16 protein-coding genes and 1 pseudogene are annotated in these 19,167 nt (G+C 71.5%); 8 read left to right on the plus strand and 9 right to left on the minus strand.

The genetic code is table 11. From position 1 onward, the window contains the following. Nucleotides 1-103 precede the first annotated feature (103 nt). Entirely contained in the window at nucleotides 104-496 is a 393-nt protein-coding gene (locus ACZ5XS_RS03390) for an SCO5389 family protein (RefSeq protein ID WP_217239336.1), read from the plus strand. Between the two features lie 83 nt (nucleotides 497-579). On the opposite strand, the gene ACZ5XS_RS03395 is transcribed toward ACZ5XS_RS03390, so the two are convergent. Then, the gene (locus ACZ5XS_RS03395) at nucleotides 580-1,608 is read right to left on the minus strand and encodes an LLM class flavin-dependent oxidoreductase (protein ID WP_468647482.1); all 1,029 of its coding nucleotides are present in this window, start codon (nucleotides 1,606-1,608) and stop codon (nucleotides 580-582) included. A 220-nt stretch (nucleotides 1,609-1,828) separates the two neighbouring features. Here ACZ5XS_RS03395 and ACZ5XS_RS03400 point away from each other — a divergent pair, with 220 nt between their 5' ends. Then, the gene (locus tag ACZ5XS_RS03400; RefSeq protein WP_383866901.1) at nucleotides 1,829-2,170 is read left to right on the plus strand and encodes an ATP/GTP-binding protein; all 342 of its coding nucleotides are present in this window, start codon (nucleotides 1,829-1,831) and stop codon (nucleotides 2,168-2,170) included. Nucleotides 2,171-2,191: 21 nt separating this feature from the next. On the opposite strand, the gene ACZ5XS_RS03405 is transcribed toward ACZ5XS_RS03400, so the two are convergent. The 7 genes from ACZ5XS_RS03405 to mce form a co-directional block, all read right to left on the minus strand. Further along, nucleotides 2,192-3,061, minus strand: a complete 870-nt coding sequence (locus ACZ5XS_RS03405; RefSeq protein ID WP_468647483.1) for an ABC transporter permease — start codon at nucleotides 3,059-3,061, stop codon at nucleotides 2,192-2,194. After that, the gene (locus tag ACZ5XS_RS03410) at nucleotides 3,058-4,335 is read right to left on the minus strand and encodes an ABC transporter ATP-binding protein (protein WP_468647484.1); all 1,278 of its coding nucleotides are present in this window, start codon (nucleotides 4,333-4,335) and stop codon (nucleotides 3,058-3,060) included. The genes ACZ5XS_RS03405 and ACZ5XS_RS03410 overlap by 4 nt, the downstream gene beginning before the upstream one ends. Nucleotides 4,336-4,467: 132 nt before the next feature. Next, complete coding sequence (locus tag ACZ5XS_RS03415) at nucleotides 4,468-5,238, minus strand: ABC transporter permease (RefSeq protein WP_468647485.1); 771 nt, start codon at nucleotides 5,236-5,238, stop codon at nucleotides 4,468-4,470. Nucleotides 5,239-5,240: 2 nt separating this feature from the next. Continuing rightward, nucleotides 5,241-6,197 (minus strand): ABC transporter ATP-binding protein, encoded by a 957-nt coding sequence (locus ACZ5XS_RS03420; protein WP_468647486.1) that lies wholly within the window; start codon nucleotides 6,195-6,197, stop codon nucleotides 5,241-5,243. Nucleotides 6,198-6,358: 161 nt separating this feature from the next. Next, on the minus strand, nucleotides 6,359-7,294 hold the full coding sequence (locus ACZ5XS_RS03425; RefSeq protein ID WP_286064788.1) for a coiled-coil domain-containing protein: 936 nt from the start codon (nucleotides 7,292-7,294) through the stop codon (nucleotides 6,359-6,361). A 183-nt stretch (nucleotides 7,295-7,477) separates the two neighbouring features. Continuing rightward, on the minus strand, nucleotides 7,478-11,389 hold the full coding sequence (gene scy, locus ACZ5XS_RS03430; protein WP_468647487.1) for a polarized growth protein Scy: 3,912 nt from the start codon (nucleotides 11,387-11,389) through the stop codon (nucleotides 7,478-7,480). A 233-nt stretch (nucleotides 11,390-11,622) separates the two neighbouring features. Next, entirely contained in the window at nucleotides 11,623-12,063 is a 441-nt protein-coding gene (mce, locus tag ACZ5XS_RS03435) for a methylmalonyl-CoA epimerase (RefSeq protein ID WP_468647488.1), read from the minus strand. Between the two features lie 151 nt (nucleotides 12,064-12,214). Here mce and ACZ5XS_RS03440 point away from each other — a divergent pair, with 151 nt between their 5' ends. The 3 genes from ACZ5XS_RS03440 to ACZ5XS_RS03450 all read left to right on the plus strand — a co-directional run bounded on the left by ACZ5XS_RS03440 (nucleotide 12,215) and on the right by ACZ5XS_RS03450 (nucleotide 15,818). Beyond that, nucleotides 12,215-13,417 (plus strand): acetyl-CoA C-acetyltransferase, encoded by a 1,203-nt coding sequence (locus ACZ5XS_RS03440; RefSeq protein WP_468647489.1) that lies wholly within the window; start codon nucleotides 12,215-12,217, stop codon nucleotides 13,415-13,417. A gap of 43 nt (nucleotides 13,418-13,460) precedes the next feature. Next, nucleotides 13,461-14,417, plus strand: coding sequence for a methylmalonyl Co-A mutase-associated GTPase MeaB (gene meaB, locus ACZ5XS_RS03445; RefSeq protein WP_468647490.1), 957 nt, complete (start codon nucleotides 13,461-13,463; stop codon nucleotides 14,415-14,417). Between the two features lie 159 nt (nucleotides 14,418-14,576). After that, nucleotides 14,577-15,818, plus strand: coding sequence for an MFS transporter (locus ACZ5XS_RS03450; protein WP_468647491.1), 1,242 nt, complete (start codon nucleotides 14,577-14,579; stop codon nucleotides 15,816-15,818). Nucleotides 15,819-16,088: 270 nt separating this feature from the next. Here the strand turns inward: ACZ5XS_RS03450 and ACZ5XS_RS03455 are convergent, their stop codons facing one another. Further along, on the minus strand, nucleotides 16,089-16,730 hold the full coding sequence (locus ACZ5XS_RS03455; RefSeq protein WP_468647492.1) for a PepSY domain-containing protein: 642 nt from the start codon (nucleotides 16,728-16,730) through the stop codon (nucleotides 16,089-16,091). Between the two features lie 135 nt (nucleotides 16,731-16,865). On the opposite strand from ACZ5XS_RS03455, the gene ACZ5XS_RS03460 reads away from it, so the two are divergent. From ACZ5XS_RS03460 to ACZ5XS_RS03470, 3 genes and pseudogenes are all read left to right on the plus strand, one after another. Then, nucleotides 16,866-17,537: a response regulator transcription factor gene (locus ACZ5XS_RS03460; RefSeq protein ID WP_468647493.1), complete on the plus strand. Its 672-nt coding sequence runs from the start codon at nucleotides 16,866-16,868 to the stop codon at nucleotides 17,535-17,537. Further along, complete coding sequence (locus ACZ5XS_RS03465) at nucleotides 17,534-18,985, plus strand: sensor histidine kinase (RefSeq protein ID WP_468647494.1); 1,452 nt, start codon at nucleotides 17,534-17,536, stop codon at nucleotides 18,983-18,985. Before ACZ5XS_RS03460 ends, ACZ5XS_RS03465 begins: the two co-directional genes overlap by 4 nt. Nucleotides 18,986-19,037: 52 nt before the next feature. Next, nucleotides 19,038-19,167 (plus strand): annotated as a pseudogene (locus tag ACZ5XS_RS03470) (IS701 family transposase); the annotation flags it as partial.

Here is a 19,167-nt window from a genome sequence, read left to right on the forward strand (position 1 = left end):
GTAAACGGGAGGTCGCGAGTCGTGTACACAGCGTGTTCGGTATCGCGAACTCCCTTTATCTGTCCGGCAACCCCTGTTGATCGGGGGTGCGAGAGGAGAACCCATGTCGCTCGACGTCTCACCGGCCCTACTCGATCAGGCCGAGCGAGGCGAGGTCGACGAAGCTGCCTTCGTCGACTGCGTCCGGACCTCCCTGCCCTACGCGTGGGAGATGATCAGCTCCCTGGTGGCCCAGCTGAAGGTCGACGGCGGTCAGTTCGCCGACAACCAGACGCCTCCGCCGGACGAGCAGGCACGCGGTCAGCTGCTGCGTGCGCTTGCGAGTGACGCGATACGCGGCGCGCTGCAACGGCACTTCGGCGTGCGGCTGGCGTTCCAGAACTGCCACCGGGTGGCGGTGTTCCCGTTGGACTCCTCCGTCGACGAGACGCTGGCCCGTTTCACCTCGGCGCGCAACCAGCTGCTGAACCAGTCCCCGGAGCTTCGGGACTGCTGACGCAGTGAGCTGCTGGCTTGCCGCTCCGTACGCGGGAGGTGCTTCAGTACCGGGGCGGCAAGCTCCCTGCCCGACAGGGCCGTTCAGCCGAGGTGCGGGATGACCTCGGCGCCCAGCCGCCGGATGTTCTCCTCGGTGGCCGCCAGGTCTCCCGAGCCCTCGGTGAGCAGGGCGAACCGGGACACGCCGGTCCGCTCGCTGGTCGCCGCGAGGCGGTCGGCGCACAGCCGCGGAGTGCCCACCGGGTGCAGTCCGCAGAGCAGTTCGGTGTAGGCCAGCGGGTCGCGCATCGAACGCTCGCGGCCGTCCACCGTGACATGGGCGCCGAGCCCCTGCCTGAGCCAGCCCGGCATCGCCTTCGTCAGCGTCTCGACGGCGTCCTGGCGCCGGTCCGCGATCTGGCAGACGCCGGCCGACACGTGCGCCGCCCCGAGGACCTGCTCCGGGGGATGCCCGGAGGCGCGCGCGTGGCTGCGCCACAGCGCGACCATCTCGGCCTTCTCCTCGTCCCCGACGTGCATCCCGAGCAGCATCGCCAGCCCGCGCTCGGCGGCCAGCCGCACGCTCGCCGGGGAGGTGCACGCGACGACGACCTCTGGGCCCGCGGTCTCCGTCAGCGCCTCGGAGGGCCTGGGGACGACGGGGACCTCACGGAAGGTGAACCGCTCGCCCGAGGCGGCGACCGAGGGCTCGCGCAGCCAGCGCACCAGCAGATCGAGTGATTCGGGGAACTGCGACTCGTACGCCTTGAGGCCCGAGCCGAACACCTCCAGGTCGACCCAGGGTCCGCCGCGCCCCACGCCGAGCGAGAAACGCCCGCCGCTCGTCATGTGCAGCAGCGCGGCCTGCTCGCCGAGCGCCACGGGGTGCGTGGTGGACAGCACGCTGACGGCGGTGCCGACCCGGATGCGGTGGGTGCGGCCGAGCAGTAACGCCGCCAGCGTGACGGCCGACGGACACGTGCCGTACGGCACGAAGTGGTGCTCGGCCAGCCAGACCGCGTCCAGCCCGGCCTCCTCGGCCACCTCGGCGGAGCGGACCGCGCGGTGCAGCGCCTCCCCCTGGCCCTGCCCCGGGAACTGGGCAGCCAACACGAAACTTCCTACGTGCATCGCTCTTCCTGCTTCCTTGGCCCCGACGCGGAGCTCCCCCACTCGGCATAACCGTCTGACACGTGCCGAGGACACGGCCTGGCGAAGAGATTTGCGGATTGTCTGCAGAATGGTCCGCCACCGAGGGGGACTTGTGGGGGTTGGTGCCGTACGCATACCCCCGTCCGTGCCGCGTAGGCTGGACGCAGCCCGCTTCCTGTATAGCCCCGTGAGGTGTCCTGTGTCCCCGCGTCGCAACCGACCCAAGGGAGTCGGTTCGTCAGGCTCGTCCGGCCGGAGCGCCGAGGACGACCGCTCCGGCCGCTACGGCGGCTTCCAGTCCGCCGAGGACTGGCGGGGCGAGCAGTGGAGCGTGCGTCATGTGGCCGGGGCGAGCGCACAGGGCAAGGCGTACCGCTGCCCGGGCTGCGAGCAGCTGATCCCGGACGGGGTCCCGCACGTCGTCGCCTGGCCCGAGCACTCGGGCGTCGACGAGCGCCGCCACTGGCACAAGGCGTGCTGGAACGCGAAGGACCGCCGCACCACGCGGGTGCAGCGGTCCCGTAACGCGCCGAGGTTCTGAGAGCCCCGTCTCCGACGTGGCCTACACGTCCCGCCGCTCCAGCAGAGCGAAGGCACCGGCGAACGCGGCGGCCGTGACGCCGATGGCGATCCACAGCGGGTCCCAGCCCGATGGGCCCGTCTCGGTGAGGGAGTTGGAGTAGAAGACGCTGAGCTGGTTCGGGATGGAGTACTCGAACAGGGCCTGGCGCAGGTCCTCCAGGGACGCCGAGAACATGAACAGCGCGATGACCAGCGGGGCCAGCACCAGGCCGATCATGATGGTGATCGCGCCCGCCGAGTGCCGGATGATCGAGCCGACCACCAGCGAGAGCAGGCCGAGCAGCGCGATGTACAGCGAGATGCCGACCGTGCCCTTCAGCCACTCCTGACCGGACGGCTCCCTGGCGCCCTCCAGCATGGCGACGTCCGCCAGGGCGACCAGCAGGGCCGACACCAGCGTCACCACGAACGCGACGGAGAAGAACACGATCGCCTTCGCCGCGAGGACCCGGCCGCGGGAGGGGCAGGCCACCATCGTGGTCCGGATCATGCCGGTGCCGTACTCCGAGGCGGTGGTCATCACGCCGAGCGTGATGACGCACATGCTGCCGAGGAGCAGTCCGAAGAAGCCGAACGACAGGGGGTTCTCGCCCGCCAGGCTCTCCTCGCCCGAGTTGGCGGCGACCAGCGCGCCGGCCGCGAGGCCGATGCCGATGACGAGCAGCACGAACACGCCGAGCGTCCACATCGTGGAGCGCACCGACCTGATCTTCGTCCACTCGGAGGCGATCGCGTGCCCGAGGTGCGTGCGCACGACGGGGATCGGCGAGGTGTACGTGGACTGCGACGGTCCGGGCGCCGCCTGCCACGTGGGTGCGGCCTGCGGCATCTGGGGCTGCGGGGTGCTCATCGGGCGTCCTCGGGCTTGTTCAGGTCGGCGGCAGGGGCGGAGGAGGCGGGGGCGGGAGCTCCCGGGGCCGGGGCGGGCGCCGCGGGCGCGGCGGGCGGAGCGGCGGCCGGGGGCTGCGCGGCGTACGGCGCCTGCGGGGCGTACGGGTTGGGCGCACCGGCGCCGGGGCCCGGGACCGCGCCAGGAGCGCCGTACGGGCCCGCGGGCGGCTGACCCTGCGGCATCGAGAACGGCTGGCCGCCCTGCTGGGGCGGCGGCGGTGCGTACCAGCCCGGCTGGCCCTGTCCCGGCATCGGCATCGGCATCGGCGGCTGCGCGCCCGGCGGCAGCTGCTGCTGGAGCCCGGCCTTCTGGTCGATGGTCGAGCGGTAGTCGACGGCGCCCTGCGTCATCCGCATGTACGCCTCCTCCAGCGAGGCCTGGTGCGGCGACAGCTCCCACAGGCGTACGTCGGTGTCGTGCGCGATGTCGCTGATGCGCGGCAGCGGCAGCCCCGTCACGCGCAGCGCGCCGTCCTGCTCCGGCATCACGTGCCCGCCCGCCTCGGTGAGCGCGGACGACAGCTTCTCGCGCAGTTGCGGGTCGGCCTCGGGCGTACGGACGCGCGCGAAGTCGGCCGAGTTGGCCGAGATGAAGTCCTTGATGTTCATGTCGGCGAGCAGCTGCCCGCGTCCGATGACGATCAGGTGGTCGGCGGTCACCGCCATCTCGCTCATCAGGTGGGACGAGACGAAGACCGTACGGCCCTCCGCCGCGAGCGCCTTCATCAGGTTGCGCACCCAGAGGATGCCCTCGGGGTCGAGGCCGTTGATCGGCTCGTCGAACAGCAGCACCTGGGGGTCGCCGAGCAGCGCGGCGGCGATGCCGAGCCGCTGGCCCATGCCGAGGGAGAAGCCCTTGGAGCGCTTTTTCGCCACGTCCTGGAGGCCGACCACGCCGAGCACCTCGTCGACCCGGCGGGCCGGGATGCCGGACAGCTGGGCCAGGCACAGCAGGTGGTTGCGGGCGGCCCGGCCGCCGTGCACCGCCTTGGCGTCGAGCAGCGCGCCGACCTGGCGGGCCGCGTTGGGCAGCTTGCGGTAGGGATAGCCGCCGATCGTGACCTGCCCCGAGGTGGGGTTGTCCAGGCCGAGGATCATGCGCATCGTCGTCGACTTGCCCGAGCCGTTGGGCCCGAGGAAGCCGGTGACGGCCCCCGGCCGTACCTGGAAGGAAAGGTTGTACACAGCGGTCTTGTCGCCGTAGCGCTTGGTCAGGCCGACTGCCTCGATCATGCTTCCGCACCCATCGCAAGGTTCAGGACAGCGGGGCACACGCCCCCCGTAAGGGTTAGGAGCTTATCGGGGCGCTGACGGTTCCGCTCAAATGAAAGCAAAGCCCAAAGCTTCGGACCGCCCTCTCCGGCTTCAGGCGTCCCTCTTCTTGAGCAGGACGTAACCGCCGAGCAGCGCGGCGAGCACCCACAGCGCCATGATCCCGAGGCCGCCCCAGGGGCCGTACGGTGTGTCGTCGTCGATCGGGGTGACCACCTGCATGATCTTGCTGCCGGCCTGGTCGGGCAGGTAGCGGCCGATCTTCTTGGTCGCGTCGACGTTGCCCAGGATGTTGGAGACCAGGAAGAAGAACGGCATCAGGATGCCCAGCGACAACATCGGCGAGCGCAGCATCGCGGCCACGCCCATCGAGAACATCGCGATCAGGGTCATGTAGAGGCCGCCGCCGATGACCGCGCGCAGCACGCCGGAGTCGCCGATCTCCGCCCTGTGGGTGCCCAGCATCGCCTGCCCCAGGAAGAAGGCGACGAAGCTGGTGGCCATGCCGACGACGAGCGAGAGCCCGGTCGCGACCGCGATCTTGCTGAACAGGAAGGTGCCGCGCTGCGGCACGGCGGCCAGCGAGGTGCGGATCATGCCGGTGCTGTACTCGTTCGACACGACGAGCACACCGAACACGATCATCGCCAGCTGTCCGAGGCTCATGCCCGCGAAGCTGATGAACGTCGGGTCGAAGGACAGCCGGTCCCCCCGGCTCATGGTGTCGAACTCGTTCTTCGACAACGCCGAGATCAGCATGCCGAGCGCGATGGTGACGACCGCGGCCAGGGAGAGCGTCCACACCGTGGACGCCACCGACCGGATCTTGGTCCACTCGGACCGGACGACCTGGATCGCCGCCATGGTCAGTTCCCCTTCCAGCCGTCGCCCCACTGCGGTTGTGGCTCCAGGGGCGTGCCGGCATGCGCGTGGTACTCGACCGACTCCGCGGTCAGCTGCATGAACGCCTCCTCCAGGGAGGCCTGCTGGGGGCTCAGCTCGTGCAGCACGATCTGGTGCTGCGCCGCGAGCTCCCCGATGGACTCGGGTTTCCAGCCGTCGACTTCCAGCGCGCCGTCGCCCGCCGGTACGGCGGTGATCCCGGCGCCGTGCAGCACGTCGAGCAGCCGCTCGCGGTGCGGGGAGCGGATGCGGACGTACGACCGCGAGTTCCGCGCGATGAAGTCCGCCATGGAGGTGTCCGCGAGCAGCCGGCCCTGCCCGATGACGACGAGGTGGTCGGCGGTCAGCGCCATCTCGCTCATGAGGTGGGAGGAGACGAAGACCGTACGGCCCTGCGCGGCCAGCGACTTCATCAGGTTGCGGATCCAGTGGATGCCCTCGGGGTCGAGGCCGTTGACGGGCTCGTCGAACATCAGGATCCGCGGGTCGCCGAGCAGCGCGCCCGCGATGCCGAGCCGCTGCCCCATGCCGAGCGAGAAGCCCTTGGCCTTCTTCTTCGCGACCGAGGTGAGGCCGACCGTGTCCAGCACCTCGTGCACCCGGCTTTTGGGGATGCCGTTGCTCTGCGCGAGGCACAGCAGGTGGTTGAAGGCGCTGCGTCCGCCGTGCATGGCCTTGGCGTCCAGCAGGGCGCCGATGTACCGGAACGGGTCCTTGAGCTGCTCGTAGTGCTTGCCGTCGATACGGACGTCCCCGGCGGTCGGCCGGTCGAGCCCCAGCATCATCCGCATGGTCGTCGACTTGCCGGCGCCGTTGGGCCCGAGGAAGCCCGTCACGATGCCCGGTCTGACGGTGAAGGTCAGGTTGTTGACCGCCACCTTCTCGCCGTACCGCTTGGTCAGCCCCTCGAGCTCGATCATGCGGTCCACGCTAGGGGCGGGCCCCGGCCGATGCCAATCGTGCGGGCGGACGGATACCGGCCGGGCGGCGACAACCGTGGCAGCGGCCGTTTCGCGAAGCCCATGACGAAGGCCCGCACCCCTCGCACGGGATGCGGGCCCAGTCGTACTACGTCACACGCTTACCGGGACTGCTGAGCCGGGACACCCCGGGAGATCGGCTCGTCGTCGGCCGGCGTACTGGCGGCGGCCACCGCGGCGCCCGTGAGCGTGGCGAGCATCTCGCGCACGTTCGTCAGCTGGGCGTTGATGGAGTCGCGGCGGTTGGTGAGGGCGGCCAGCTCGCGCTCGGACTCCGAACGGATCCGGTCGGCCTTGGCGTTGGCGTCGGCCACGATGTCCTCGGCCTGGCGCTGCGCCGTCTCGACGGTCTGACGGGCACGGCGCTCGGCGTCCGTGCGCAGCTTCTCCGCCTCCAGGCGAAGCTGCTCCGCGCGGTGCTCGATCTCCGCGAGACGCTTCTCCGCCTTCTGCTGACGCGAGGCCAGGTCGCGCTCCGACTGCTCGCGGCGCTTGGCGAGGTTCGTCTCGAAGTCGGCGGCGGCCTGCGCGGCCTTGGCGCGGGTCTCCTCGAAGAGGGCGTCGGCCTCCTCGCGCTTCGACTGCGCGTCCTTCTGGGCCTCGGAGCGCAGCTGCGAGGCTTCACTCTTGGCCTTCTCGACGATCCGGACGCCCTCGTCCTCGGCCTTGGCCTTGCGCTCCGCAGAGAACGATTCTGCGTCGTTGCGCACCTGCTGGGCCGCCGACTCGGCGAGCTCGCGGTGCTGTTCGGCCGCGCGCCGGGCCTCCTCGCGCAGATCCTTGGCCTCTTCCTCGGCGAGGCGGAGGATCTTCTCGACACGTGCGCCGAGACCGGCGTACGACGGCTCGGCGTCGCTGACCTGAGCCTGGGCGTTCTGCGTTTCGAGGTGCAGCTCCTCGATGCGCTTTTCCAGAGCAGTGATACGGGCCAGAGCGCTGTCACGGTCGGAGACGAGCTTCGAGATGCGTTCGTCCACCTGAGCGCGGTCGTATCCACGCCGCACAAGCTCGAAGCCGTAGGGGGAAGTGTCGCTCATGGGGTTCCTGTCGAATGAGACCGGTGAGGTGATAGGGGGAATCCTAGGGGCCGAAGCGGTGTGTCATCGAGCGGATGCGTGTTTGATCTGGAGAATGACACCCCTTTTGGGTGGCTAACCCGCGGACGACTTGCCAAAAACTTGGTCAAAGGCCCCAGAAGACACCGGAATTCGCACTTTGTTCTAACCGTCCGACGACTTGCCACCTGAACGAGGGGCGCCGACCGTGGCGCCCGCCTTGACGCCGTCCTTGCCCCCCACAGGTGCCTCGAACGACTCCAACGCCTCCAGGACGTCCTGGACACGCGAGATCTCGGCGTTGATGTCCTCGCGCCGGCGCACCAGGATCTCCAGCTCGCGCTTGCCCTCCTCGACCGTGCGCCTCGCCTCGCGGATCGCCTCGGCCTTGAGGTCCTCGGCCTCCTTCACGAGCGCCGCCTTCTTCTGCTCGGCCTCCTTCAGCAGCGCCTCGGCCTTCTTGACGGCGGCGATCCGCACCTTGCCGGCCTCGGAGTTGGCCTCCGACACCAGCTCCTTGGCCTTCGCCTGGGCCTTGACCAGCTGCTCCTCGGAGGCCTTGATGAGCGCGTCGCAGCGGTCGCCGGTCGACTTCATCGTCTCGGAGGCCTCGCGGCGGGCCCGCTCGTGCAGGTTCTCGATCTCGTTCGTGATGCGGTCGCGCAGCTCCTCGGCCCGCTCCCTTATGGCGGTGGCGTCCCGACGGGCGCCGACGAGCAGTTCGTCCGCGTCCGTGCGCGCCTTCTCCACCCGCGAGTTGCCCTCGACCGTCGCCTCGGACACCAGCCGGTCCGCCTCGGTGCGGGCCGCGCCGACCATGCTGTCGGCCTGCGCCTCCGCTTCCGCGGTGGTCTTCTGAGCCTGCTGCTGCGCTTCGATGAGCAGCTTGTCGGCCTCGGCGGCGGTCTCCGAGATGAGCTTGTCGACCTGCTCGGCCGCCTCGGAACGCCGCTTGTTGGCGGCACGGCGAGCCTCGTCCAGGGTGCGCTCGGACTCCTCGCGCGCGGCCGTGGTGACCCGCTCGGCCTCCGCCAGCGCCTCCGCCTTGACCCGCGCGGACTCGCTGCGGACCTGCTCGGCGTGCCGCTGGGCCGACCCGACCGTCTCGGCGGCCTCGGCACGCAGCCGCTCCGCCTCGCCGGCGGCCTCGCCGAGCAACTGCTCGGCCTGGGCGAGCGCCTCGGACCGGACCCGCTCGGCCTCCGCGACCGTCTCCGACCGCAGTCGCTCCGCCTCGGCGACCGTCTCCTGGCGCAGCCGGTCGGTGTCCGTGATCGTCTCGGTGGTGAGGCGCTCGGCCTCGTTGCGTGCCTCGGTGATGAGGGTGTCGGCCTGCGTCGCCGCGTCCGACCGGATGCGGTTGGCGTCCTCGCGGGCGTCCGCCCGGGTACGCGCCGCCGCCTGGTCGGCCTCGGCGATGGTCTCCGACGCCTGCGTACGGGCCCGCTGCGCGTGCTCGGACGCGTCCGAGCGCAGCTGCTCCGCCTCCGCGATCGCGTCCGAGACCGTGCGCTCGGCGAGCGCCTTGGCCGCGTCCGTCTCCTCGGCCGCCGTACGCCGGACCCGGCTCGCGTCCTCGGCGGCCCGCTCCCGCTCGGCGTAGGCGTCGGCGCGGACCCGGTCCGACTCCTCCTGGGCCTCCCGGCGGGTACGGTCCGCCGCGTGCTCGGCGGCCGAACGCAGCCCGGTGATCTCCTCCTGGGCCTGCTCGTACAGCCCCGCGACCGAGTCCCGTACCTGCTGGGCGTGCTGCTCGGCGGCCGACACCATCTCGGTGGCCCGCCGGTCTGCCTCCTCGACCAGTCGTACGGCCTCGGTCTGCGCCTCCTCGACGCGCTTGCGCGCCGAGGCCAGCAGTTCCTCGCTCTGCTCGCGGGCCCGCTCACGCTCCTGGCCCGCCTCCTGGCGGGCCGCGCCGAGCAGTTCCTCGGCCTCGCGGCGACGCCGGTTGGCCTCCTCCTGCGCGGCGGCCAGCGTCTCCGACGCCTCCGCCGACAGCCGCTCGGCGGCGGCCTGCGCCTCCGCCCGGACCCGGTCGGCGGTGTCCTGCGCGTCCGACTTCAGCCGCTCGGCCTCCGCCGCCGCTTCCGACCGCAGGCGCACGGCGACGGCCTCGCCCTCCGCGCGGGAGGCGGAGGCGTCGGACGCGGCCTCGGTGCGCAGCCGCTCGGCCTCCGTCTCGGCCTGCTGCTGGAGGGTGCGGATCCGCTCGGCGGCCTCGCCGCGCAGCCGCTCGCCCTCCTCGGAGGCCTCGCGACGGATCCGCGCGGCCTCCTCACGGGCGTCGGCCAGTGCCTGCTCCGCGGCGGCCAGGCGCTCCTCGGCCTCGGTGTGCAGCCGGGTCAGTTCCTCGGCGGCCTCGGCGCGGCGGGCCTCCATGGCCCGCTCGGTCTCCTCGTGCAGCTCGAGCGCGGCCCGCTCGGCGTCGGCCTTGATGCCCTCGGACTGCTCGACGGCCTCGGCGCGGTGCCGCTCGGCCTCCTTGCGGGTGCGCTCCAGGGTCTCCTCGGCCTGCCGGCGCAGGGTCGTCGCCCGCTCGATGGCCTCGGTGCGGACCTTCTCGCTGTCCGTGGTGGCCTTCTGGCGCAGCTCGTCCGCGTCCTGCCTGGACTTCGCCAGCAGCTCCTCGGCGGTCCTGGCCGCCTCCTCGATCTGCTGGACGGCCTCCCTGCGCGCCTCGGAGCGGATCTTCTCGCCCTCGGCGACCGCCTCGGCGCGCAGCTGCTCGGCCTCGCCGCGCAGCCGGCGGGCCTCCTCCTGCAGCTCGACCGTCTTGGCGCGGTACTCCTTGGTGTCGTCCTTCGCCGTGCCCTTGAGCTGCTCGGCGATGTCATGCGCCTCGGCCCGCAGCCGGTCCGCCTCGGTCTCCGCCTCGGTGCGGATCCGCTCGGCCTCCTCGGCGGCGGCCTTGGTGGTGTTGCGCGCGTCCTCCTGCGCCTTGTTGAGGACGTCCTCGGCCGTCTTGGCCGCCTTGGACAGCTGGGTCGCGCTCTCCTCGGCCGTGAGCGTGCGGGCCTTCTCGGCGGCCTCGTCGAGCAGCTTCTCCGCCGCCGCCCGGGCGTCCGCGACGATCTGCTCGGCGTCCGACCGGGTGGCCTCGGCCTCCTTGGTGGCCTCGGTGACCAGCCGGGCGACCTGCTCCTTCGCCGTACGGGTGCGCTGCTCGTTGGCCGACTCGGCGCTCGACAGCGCCTTCTCCGCGGCGGCCTTCGCCTCGGCGACCACCTTCTCCGCCTCGGAGCGCGCCTCACGCAGGGCGGTGTCGGCCTCCTGGATGCGCTGCTCGGCGGTCCGGCTCAGCTCCTGCGCCTCACGGCGGGCCGCCTCCGACTCCGAGGTGGTGGAGGTACGCAGCTGCTCGGCGTGGTCGGTGGCCTCCTGGGCCTGCGTCGAGGCGGCGTTCAGCAGCCGCTCGGCGTCCGCGCGGGCGCGGCGCAGCAACTGCTCGGCCTCCGCACGCGCCGACTCGGCCTCGCTGGTCAGCCGCTGCCGGGCCTCGGAGGTCACCCGCTCGGCCTCGGCACGGGCCGCCGCCATGGCCTGCTCGGCCTCGGCACGTGACTCGTCCAGGAGCCGGCGGGCCTGCTGCTCGCTGCGGGCGCGCAGCTGCTCCGCCCACGCCACGTTCTCGTTGACGTGCGACTCGACGGTCTGCCGGCGCTCGGCGAGCTCCTGGTCGAGCTGCTGGCGGCGGGTGACCGCCTCCTGGTGCAGCTCCGCCTGGAGCCGGGCCGCCTGCTCGGCGTGCTCCTGGAGGATGCGCTGGGTCTGCGCCCGGGCCTGGCTCAGCTCGCGCTCGGCCTCCTGGCGCAGCTGGTCGGCCTGGACCTGCGCGTTGCGCAGCAGCTGCTCGGCCTGGTAGCCGAGGTCGCCGCCGTCGAAGGCGGGCCGGGACATGATGGTGCGCCGCGCCTCGTGCAACTTGGCGCGCAGCACCTCGACCTGGTAGCCGAGGTCCTCGGCATGCTGGATCGCCTTTTCCCGCTCGGTCTTCAGCCGCTTCATCTCGGCTTCGAAACGAGTGAGGTGGTCGACGTCAGCCGCCGGTTCCCGCTCCTGGCTCTCGTAGCCCCGCACTGCGCGGTCCCATCCGTCCCCTGGTCGCAAGTCTCTCCGTACGAGCTCCGTCCGTTCGCGGAACGGGGCTCCCGGGGAATGGTGTCAGATCAACGGCGGAGCACGGGCTGCTGCCCCGACGCTCGTCCCCCGAAACCCGGACCCCGGCCAGGTCCCGCCGTGACGGCAGGACCCTGGTCGCCCTGTTGTGAGCGACGACCGCCCCCAACCCTACCGGCCCATATGTACGAGGGTCAGTGCGCAGGTGACTCAACGGGCGCCGAAGTGACCAGTTCCGTCAGTACGCCGTGGCAATCCTTGGGGTGCAGGAAGGTGATCCGTGACCCCATGGAACCGATTCGCGGCTCTTCGTACAGAACGCGTACGCCCTTTCCGCGGATGTCCGCGGCGTCCGCGTCGACATCCGCCGTACCGAAGGCGATGTGGTGCACGCCCTCGCCGTTCTTCGCGAGCCACTTGCCCACGGCGGAGTCCTCCCGGGTCGGCTCCAGGAGCTGCAGGTACGAAGCCCCGCCGTCGGACGTATCGTTGATCTTGAGCATGGCCTCGCGCACGCCCTGCTCCTCGTTGACCTCGGAGTGGAACACCTCGAAGCCGTAGGTGGCCCGGTAGAACTCGACGGTCTTGTCGAGGTCGAAACAGGCGATCCCGATGTGGTCGATTCGCGTCAGCATGGATTCAGTGCAGCGCTCCGGAGGTGGTTACGCAACGTGCGCGCGATCACACCGACAGCCCGATGACGGCATGGACTACCGCTCAGTACATTCGAAGTAAACCCTCGTTCACTCCTCGGCCAGTGCAGGCCGGATAAGGGGATCGCAGCTCATGACTGGATCGAACAGCACGACCTCGGTGATCGTCGCGGGCGCCCGGACGCCCATGGGTCGGTTGCTGGGCTCGCTGAAGTCCCTCTCGGGAGCCGACCTCGGCGGCTTCGCGATCAAGGCCGCCCTCGACCGTGCGGGTATCGGCGGCGACCAGGTGCAGTACGTGATCATGGGCCAGGTGCTCCAGGCCGGGGCCGGGCAGATCCCGGCACGCCAGGCCGCGGTCAAGGCCGGCATCCCGATGAACGTCCCGGCGCTCACCGTCAACAAGGTGTGTCTGTCCGGCCTCGACGCCATCGCGCTCGCCGACCAGCTGATCCGTGCGGGTGAGTTCGACGTGATCGTCGCCGGCGGCCAGGAGTCCATGACCAACGCCCCCCACCTGCTGCCGAAGTCCCGCGAGGGCTTCAAGTACGGGGCCATCGAGATGCTCGACGCCATGGCCTACGACGGTCTCACCGACGCCTTCGAGAACATCGCCATGGGCGAGTCGACGGAGAAGCACAACACCCGCCTCGGCATCCAGCGCCCCGAGCAGGACGAGTTCTCCGCCCTGTCCCACCAGCGCGCCGCCGCAGCCCAGAAGAACGGCCTGTTCGAGGCCGAGATCACCCCGGTGGAGATCCCGCAGCGCAAGGGCGAGCCGGTCGTCTTCGCCAAGGACGAGGGCATCCGCGGGGAGACCACGGCGGAGTCCCTGGGCAAGCTGCGCCCGGCGTTCACGAAGGACGGCACGATCACCGCCGGCTCGGCCTCGCAGATCTCCGACGGCGCCGCGGCGGTCGTGGTGATGAGCAAGGCCAAGGCGCAGGAGCTCGGCCTGGAGTGGATCGCCGAGATCGGCGCCCACGGCAACGTGGCCGGTCCCGACAACTCTTTGCAGTCGCAGCCGTCCAACGCGATCCTGCACGCCCTCAAGAAGGAGGGCCTGGAGGTCTCCGACCTCGACCTCATCGAGATCAACGAGGCCTTCGCGGCGGTCGCGGTCCAGTCAATGAAGGACCTCGGGGTGTCCACGGAACGGGTGAATGTCAACGGCGGTGCCATCGCCCTCGGCCACCCGATCGGCATGTCCGGCGCCCGCCTCGTCCTGCACCTGGCGCTGGAGCTGAAGCGGCGCGGCGGCGGCGTGGGCGCGGCCGCACTGTGCGGCGGCGGCGGGCAGGGTGACGCGCTGATCGTGCGGGTACCGAAGGCCTGAGTCCGCTGTACGTCTTCCTCTGATCTCGCTGAACGGAGCTGTGATGCAGGACGTCTCCTCGCTGGTCGCCCAGGCCAGGGAAGGCCGGCCGCGGGCCGTGGCCCGGCTGATTTCCCTCGTGGAGGGGGCGTCCCCGCAACTCAGGGAGGTCATGGCGGCACTGGCCCCGCTGACCGGCGGGGCGTACGTGGTCGGTCTGACCGGTTCGCCGGGCGTCGGCAAGTCGACGTCCACGTCCGCGCTGGTGACCGCGTACCGCAAACAGGGCAAGCGGGTCGGCGTCCTGGCCGTCGACCCGTCCTCGCCGTTCTCCGGCGGCGCGCTGCTCGGCGACCGGGTCCGGATGTCGGAGCACTCCTCGGACCCGGGCGTCTACATCCGCTCGATGGCCACCCGGGGCCACCTCGGCGGCCTCGCCTGGTCCGCCCCCCAGGCGATCCGCGTCCTGGACGCGGCCGGCTGCGAGGTGATCCTCGTCGAGACGGTCGGGGTCGGCCAGTCGGAGGTCGAGATCGCCTCCCAGGCGGACACATCGGTGGTCCTGCTGGCGCCGGGCATGGGTGACGGCATCCAGGCGGCGAAGGCCGGAATCCTGGAGATCGGCGACGTGTACGTCGTCAACAAGGCCGACCGCGACGGCGCGGACGCCACGGCCCGCGAGCTGAACCACATGCTGGGCCTCGGCGAGTCCCGCGGCCCCGGCGACTGGCGTCCGCCCATCGTCAAGACGGTCGCCGCCCGCTCCGAGGGCATCGACGAGGTCGTCGAGGCACTGGAGAAACACCGCGCGTGGATGGAGGAGCGGGGCGTCCTGGCCGAACGCCGCCGCACCCGCGCCGCCCGCGAGGTCGAGACGATCGCCGTCACCGCCCTGCGCGAACGCATCGGCGACCTGCACGGCGACCGCCGGCTGAGCACACTGGCGGAGAAGATCGTCGCCGGGGAGCTGGACCCGTACCGGGCGGCGGACGAACTGGTGGCGGGGCTCACGGAGGGCTGACCGCCCATGGTGTACGCCATGAACCCGCTGATACGTTGATCCACATGTTCCTCCTCCTGGCATAGGGCCCGCCCGAGCCCGCGACCGCACCCGGCAGCACGCCGTGGCCGTCGCGGCACTTCGGCGTCCCTTGCCTGCCTCCAGTAGAGGAACCTTGTCGTGTCCGCTGTGCCCCCGCGGCCTTCGTATGCCGCGGTACTCCGCATTCCCCATGCCCGCCGCACCTTCGCCGCCGCCCTCACCGCCCGGCTGTCGTACGGCGTGGTCCCGATCGCCGTGATGCTCTGCGTGACCCGGGCGACCGGGTCGTACGCCGTCGCCGGTGTCGTCATGGCCGTGTTCGGCGCCACCGTCGTCTTCCTGTCGCCGTACCGGGCGGCCCTCGTCGACCGGTACGGCCCGCGCCGGGTCCTGCTGCCGATGGCCCTGCTGTACGCGGGGCTGCTCTGCACCCTGGCGGTGGCCGCCTGGCGTCCGGGCGCGTCCGGACTGCTGCTCGGCGTGATCGCCGCCGTCACGGGCGCCTGCGCGCCGCCGCTCGGCCCCACCATGCGCACGGTGTGGCGCGAACTCGCCGAGGACGGGCGCCTGCTGCAACGCGCGTACAGCCTGGACGGGGTGACGGAGGAGCTTCTCTTCGTCACCGGCCCGCTGTTGGTGGGCGTGCTGGTCGGCTTCACGGCACCCGCTGTGGGTGTGGTGCTGGGCGCCCTGCTGATGGGGGTGGGGACGCCGGCCTTCGTCATGTCACCGGCGGTCGGCGCGATGCGGGGGAGCGGAGGGGTGCGCAAGGGCCGACGGGCGTCGCTCAGGCCGGGGCGGGAACTGCTGCCACCGATCGTCGTCGCGGGGGGAGTCGGTCTGTCCCTCAGCGCGGTCGACCTGTTGGTGGTGGCCTTCGCCGGGCAGCGCCGGCTCGGGGACGACACCGTCGCCTGGGTACTCGCGGCGTTGTCGGCGGGCAGCGCGGTGGGGGGTCTGCTGAACGGGGCGGTGGACTGGCGTACGCCGGCCCGGGTCCGGCTGTCGTTCCTGGCGGCGGGCCTGGGCGTGACGCTCGGCGTCGCCGGTCTGGCCCCCGGAGTGGTCAGCCTCACCGTGGCGGCTGCCTGCGCGGGGCTGTTCGTCGCGCCGGCCCTGACGACGGCGTACCTGATCGCCGATGACGCCGCCCCGGCCGGGTTCCGTACGCAGGCGGGGGCGTGGGTCAACACGTCCGTCAACGCGGGGAGTTCGGCCGGGGCGGCGACGATGGGGCTCCTGGTGGAGCGACTTCCGCTGGGGGTGTGCTTCCTGGTGGCGGGTGGGGTGTCGGTGGGGGCGGCGGTGATCGCGGGCATCCAGGGCCTGTCCGGCGGATCAGGCCGCAGGAAGTCCGCGGCGCCTCATCGACGCGGGTGAGCGGGGCCTGGTGCGTCGAGCTGCAAGGCGGAGGAGGGCGTCGACGCGATGGGGGTCCCCCGGGAGTCGGCAACCGACGACAACGCCGCCGATCGGCGTGCCAGGCCCCGCGTCTGCGGCAGATCCGCCGGACAGGGCCTGGCCCCACCGGCGCCGTTAGGGCGTCGGCAAAGGGCTCCGCCCCGGACCGCCGGCCTGTGTTCCGGGGGTCCAGGGGCGGAGCCCTCTGGCGGGTTGCGGGGTCAGCGGGCGCGGCGCCCCCGCGTCACGTCAGGCGTCGTCGTCGGCGCTGTCGTTGTCGTCGCCGTCGTTGTCGCTGTCGGAGGCGTCCGAGCGGTCCGCCGTGACCTTGCCGGTCTTCAGGTCGACGTTCCAGTCCTGCTCGGCCTTGCCGGACTTGTGCGTCTCGACCTCCCAGGCCTTCGAAGTGCCGTCCTCGTCCAGGTCCACCGACGTCACGGTGCCCTTGCCGGCCGCGGCCTCGGCGGCCTGCGAGGCCGTCACCTTCGCGCCCTTCAGCGCGGCCCGCACCTGGGCGGTGTCGTCCTCCCGCTCGGTGTGGGAGCCGAGGACCTTGCCGGTGCCCGGGTCGACGTTCACGCTGTGCCAGGTGCTGCCGGTGCCGAGCACGTCGACCTGCCACACGACCGGCCCGGCGTCGTCCTGGTCGTCCAGTTCCACGGAGACGGCGGTCCCCGCGTCGTGCCGCAGCGCGGCGGCGATGGCCTCGGCCGCCGTCACGTCACCGGACACCCGCGCCGCGTCGTCGTCCTGGACACCGGCCTGCTTCAGCTGAGCGTCCGCCTGCCGCGCCGTTCCCTCGCCGTCCCCGGTCCCCGCGAGTGCGGTGGCCGTACCGCCACCGATCAGAGCGGCGGCCGTAACAGCGGCGATCACGATGTTGCGCTTCATGCGGGTTCCTCCAGAGTCATACTGATTCGATCGCTTCGTTTCGCTTTCGACGTCAACCACCCTGGACGACCGACGCTGAGAGGAACCTGAAGCCCCCTGAAGAGATCTTCAGGTTCCCTTTGCGAACCTTTACGCATGCGCCTGTTGATCGTGGAGGACGAGAAGCGGCTGGCCCTGTCGCTCGCCAAGGGCCTGACGGCCGAGGGGTACGCCGTGGACGTGGTCCACGACGGCCGGGAAGGTCTGCACCGGGCCACGGAGGGGACGTACGACCTCGTGATCCTGGACATCATGCTGCCCGGCCTCAACGGCTACCGCGTCTGCGCCGCCCTGCGCGCCGCGGGCCACGACGTGCCGATCCTGATGCTCACCGCCAAGGACGGTGAGTACGACGAGGCGGAGGGCCTCGACACGGGCGCCGACGACTACCTGACCAAGCCCTTCTCGTACGTCGTCCTCGTCGCCCGGATCAACGCCCTGCTGCGGCGCCGCGCCCAGGGCCCCGGCGCCTCGCCCGTGCACGTCCACGGCGACCTGAAGGTCGACACCGCCGCCCGCCGCGTCTTCCTGGCCGACGACGAGATCGCGCTCACCGCCAAGGAGTTCGCCGTCCTGGAGCAGTTCGTGGTGCGGGCCGGGGAGGTGGTGTCCAAGTCCGAGATCCTGGAACACGTCTGGGACTTCGCGTACGAGGGCGATCCGAACATCGTCGAGGTGTACGTCAGCACCCTGCGCCGCAAACTGCGCTCCGGTCTCATCCGCACGGTCCGCGGCGTCGGCTACCGGCTGGAGACGGAGCAACGATGAGACGTCTGTTCGGTTCCGTGCGGTCCCGGGCGACCCTCGCCGCCACCCTCGTCGTCGCGGTGGCGCTGGTCGCGGCCGGGACCGCCGTCCTGCTGTCCCTGCGCTCCAACCTGATCGGGCAGGCCGGTACGGCGGCGGAGCGTTACGCGCGGACGGTGGCCACCGACCTCGCCGCCGGGAAGACGTACGAGCAGCTGTCCCTGGACGACGACGACCAGCCCGTCCAGGTCGTCGACGAGAAGGGCACGCTCGTCGCCGCGACGGAGAACCTGGAGCGGATCAGCGGTACGGGCACCGACGCGGTGCGGCCGCAGACACCCACTCCCGGTCCCAGTCCCACTCCCAAGTCCACGGCCGGCAGCGGCGACGAGGACGGTGACGAGGACGACGACGCCGACGACGCCGCTTCCTCCGACCCCGGCGAGATCGGCGAGAAGACCACCTTCACCACCGGCTCCGCGACGATCGACCACCACAGTGCGGGCTACCGCTTCGCCACCGTCCAGGTGGAGACCGACGAGGCGGGCCTGCTCACCGTCCACGCCGGTGCCCCCCTGTCCGCCGAACAGAGCGCCGTGAACACCGCGCTGACCGTCATGCTGATCGGCTTCCCGCTGCTGCTCGCCGTCGTCGCGGGCGTGACCTGGCTGGTCACCCGGCGCGCGCTGCGCCCGGTGGAGGGCATCCGTGGCGAGATGGCCGCGATCACCGCCTCGGAGGACCTGGGCCGCAGGGTCCCGGTGCCGGACACGCACGACGAGGTGGCCCGCCTCGCCCGCACGACGAACGAGACGCTGGCCGCCCTGGAGACCTCCGTGGAACGGCAGCGCCGGTTCGTCGCCGACGCCTCGCACGAGCTGCGCAGCCCGATCGCCAGCCTGCGTACGCAGCTCGAAGTGGCCGCCGCGCACCCCGAGCTGCTGGACCTGGAGGGGGCGGTCGAGGACACCGTACGACTGCAGCACCTCGCCACCGACCTGCTGCTGCTCGCCCGGCTGGACGCGGGGGAGCGTCCGGTCGACGGGCGGCGGCTGGACCTTGCCGCGCTGGCGCGGGAGGAGGCCGCGGGGCGGGAAGGCGTGAGCGTGGAGGCGGCCGGGGCGGTGGAGGTGGCCGGGTCCCGGGGGCAGTTGCAGCGGGTACTCACCAACCTGCTGGACAACGCGCGGCGGCACACCCGGTCGGCGGTCACGGTGACCGTGCGGCGGGACGGGGAGTGGGCCGTGGCCGGGGTCGCCGACGACGGGGACGGGGTGCCCGACGGCGACCGGGAGCGGATCTTCGAGCGGTTCGTACGGCTCGACGTCGCCCGCAGCCGCGACGACGGCGGCGCCGGGCTCGGGCTCGCCATCGCCCGTGACGTGGCCGCACGGCACGGCGGCACGCTCACGGTCCGTGAAGCGCCGACAGGCGGAGCCCTGTTCGAGCTCCGTCTGCCACTCGCCTAGTAGTGCTTCGTTAGGTCTTTGCGTTCTCACTGATCAAGAGCATGTTGGGAGTGTGGACAAGCATGAAGTGAACCGATTACGGGCTGCGTTGGGGCTATTCGTGGAGGATGTGTTCGCCTCGGTGCCGCGCAAGGATCAGCGGGCCAAGGGTCAGTGCTATCTGCGGGGGCTGATGCTCGATG

Source organism: Streptomyces sp. NPDC033131, assembly GCF_055578365.1.

Bases quoted from the DNA above. Each gene is read 5' to 3' on its own strand.
- ACZ5XS_RS03390 (WP_217239336.1), top strand. From the start codon at position 104: ATGTCGCTCGACGTCTCACCGGCCCTACTCGATCAGGCCGAGCGAGGC.
- ACZ5XS_RS03395 (WP_468647482.1), bottom strand. From the start codon at position 1,608: ATGCACGTAGGAAGTTTCGTGTTGGCTGCCCAGTTCCCGGGGCAGGGC.
- ACZ5XS_RS03405 (WP_468647483.1), bottom strand. From the start codon at position 3,061: ATGAGCACCCCGCAGCCCCAGATGCCGCAGGCCGCACCCACGTGGCAG.
- ACZ5XS_RS03410 (WP_468647484.1), bottom strand. From the start codon at position 4,335: ATGATCGAGGCAGTCGGCCTGACCAAGCGCTACGGCGACAAGACCGCT.
- ACZ5XS_RS03415 (WP_468647485.1), bottom strand. From the start codon at position 5,238: ATGGCGGCGATCCAGGTCGTCCGGTCCGAGTGGACCAAGATCCGGTCG.
- ACZ5XS_RS03420 (WP_468647486.1), bottom strand. From the start codon at position 6,197: ATGATCGAGCTCGAGGGGCTGACCAAGCGGTACGGCGAGAAGGTGGCG.
- ACZ5XS_RS03425 (WP_286064788.1), bottom strand. From the start codon at position 7,294: ATGAGCGACACTTCCCCCTACGGCTTCGAGCTTGTGCGGCGTGGATAC.
- mce (WP_468647488.1), bottom strand. From the start codon at position 12,063: ATGCTGACGCGAATCGACCACATCGGGATCGCCTGTTTCGACCTCGAC.
- ACZ5XS_RS03440 (WP_468647489.1), top strand. From the start codon at position 12,215: ATGACTGGATCGAACAGCACGACCTCGGTGATCGTCGCGGGCGCCCGG.
- meaB (WP_468647490.1), top strand. From the start codon at position 13,461: ATGCAGGACGTCTCCTCGCTGGTCGCCCAGGCCAGGGAAGGCCGGCCG.
- ACZ5XS_RS03455 (WP_468647492.1), bottom strand. From the start codon at position 16,730: ATGAAGCGCAACATCGTGATCGCCGCTGTTACGGCCGCCGCTCTGATC.
- ACZ5XS_RS03460 (WP_468647493.1), top strand. From the start codon at position 16,866: ATGCGCCTGTTGATCGTGGAGGACGAGAAGCGGCTGGCCCTGTCGCTC.
- ACZ5XS_RS03465 (WP_468647494.1), top strand. From the start codon at position 17,534: ATGAGACGTCTGTTCGGTTCCGTGCGGTCCCGGGCGACCCTCGCCGCC.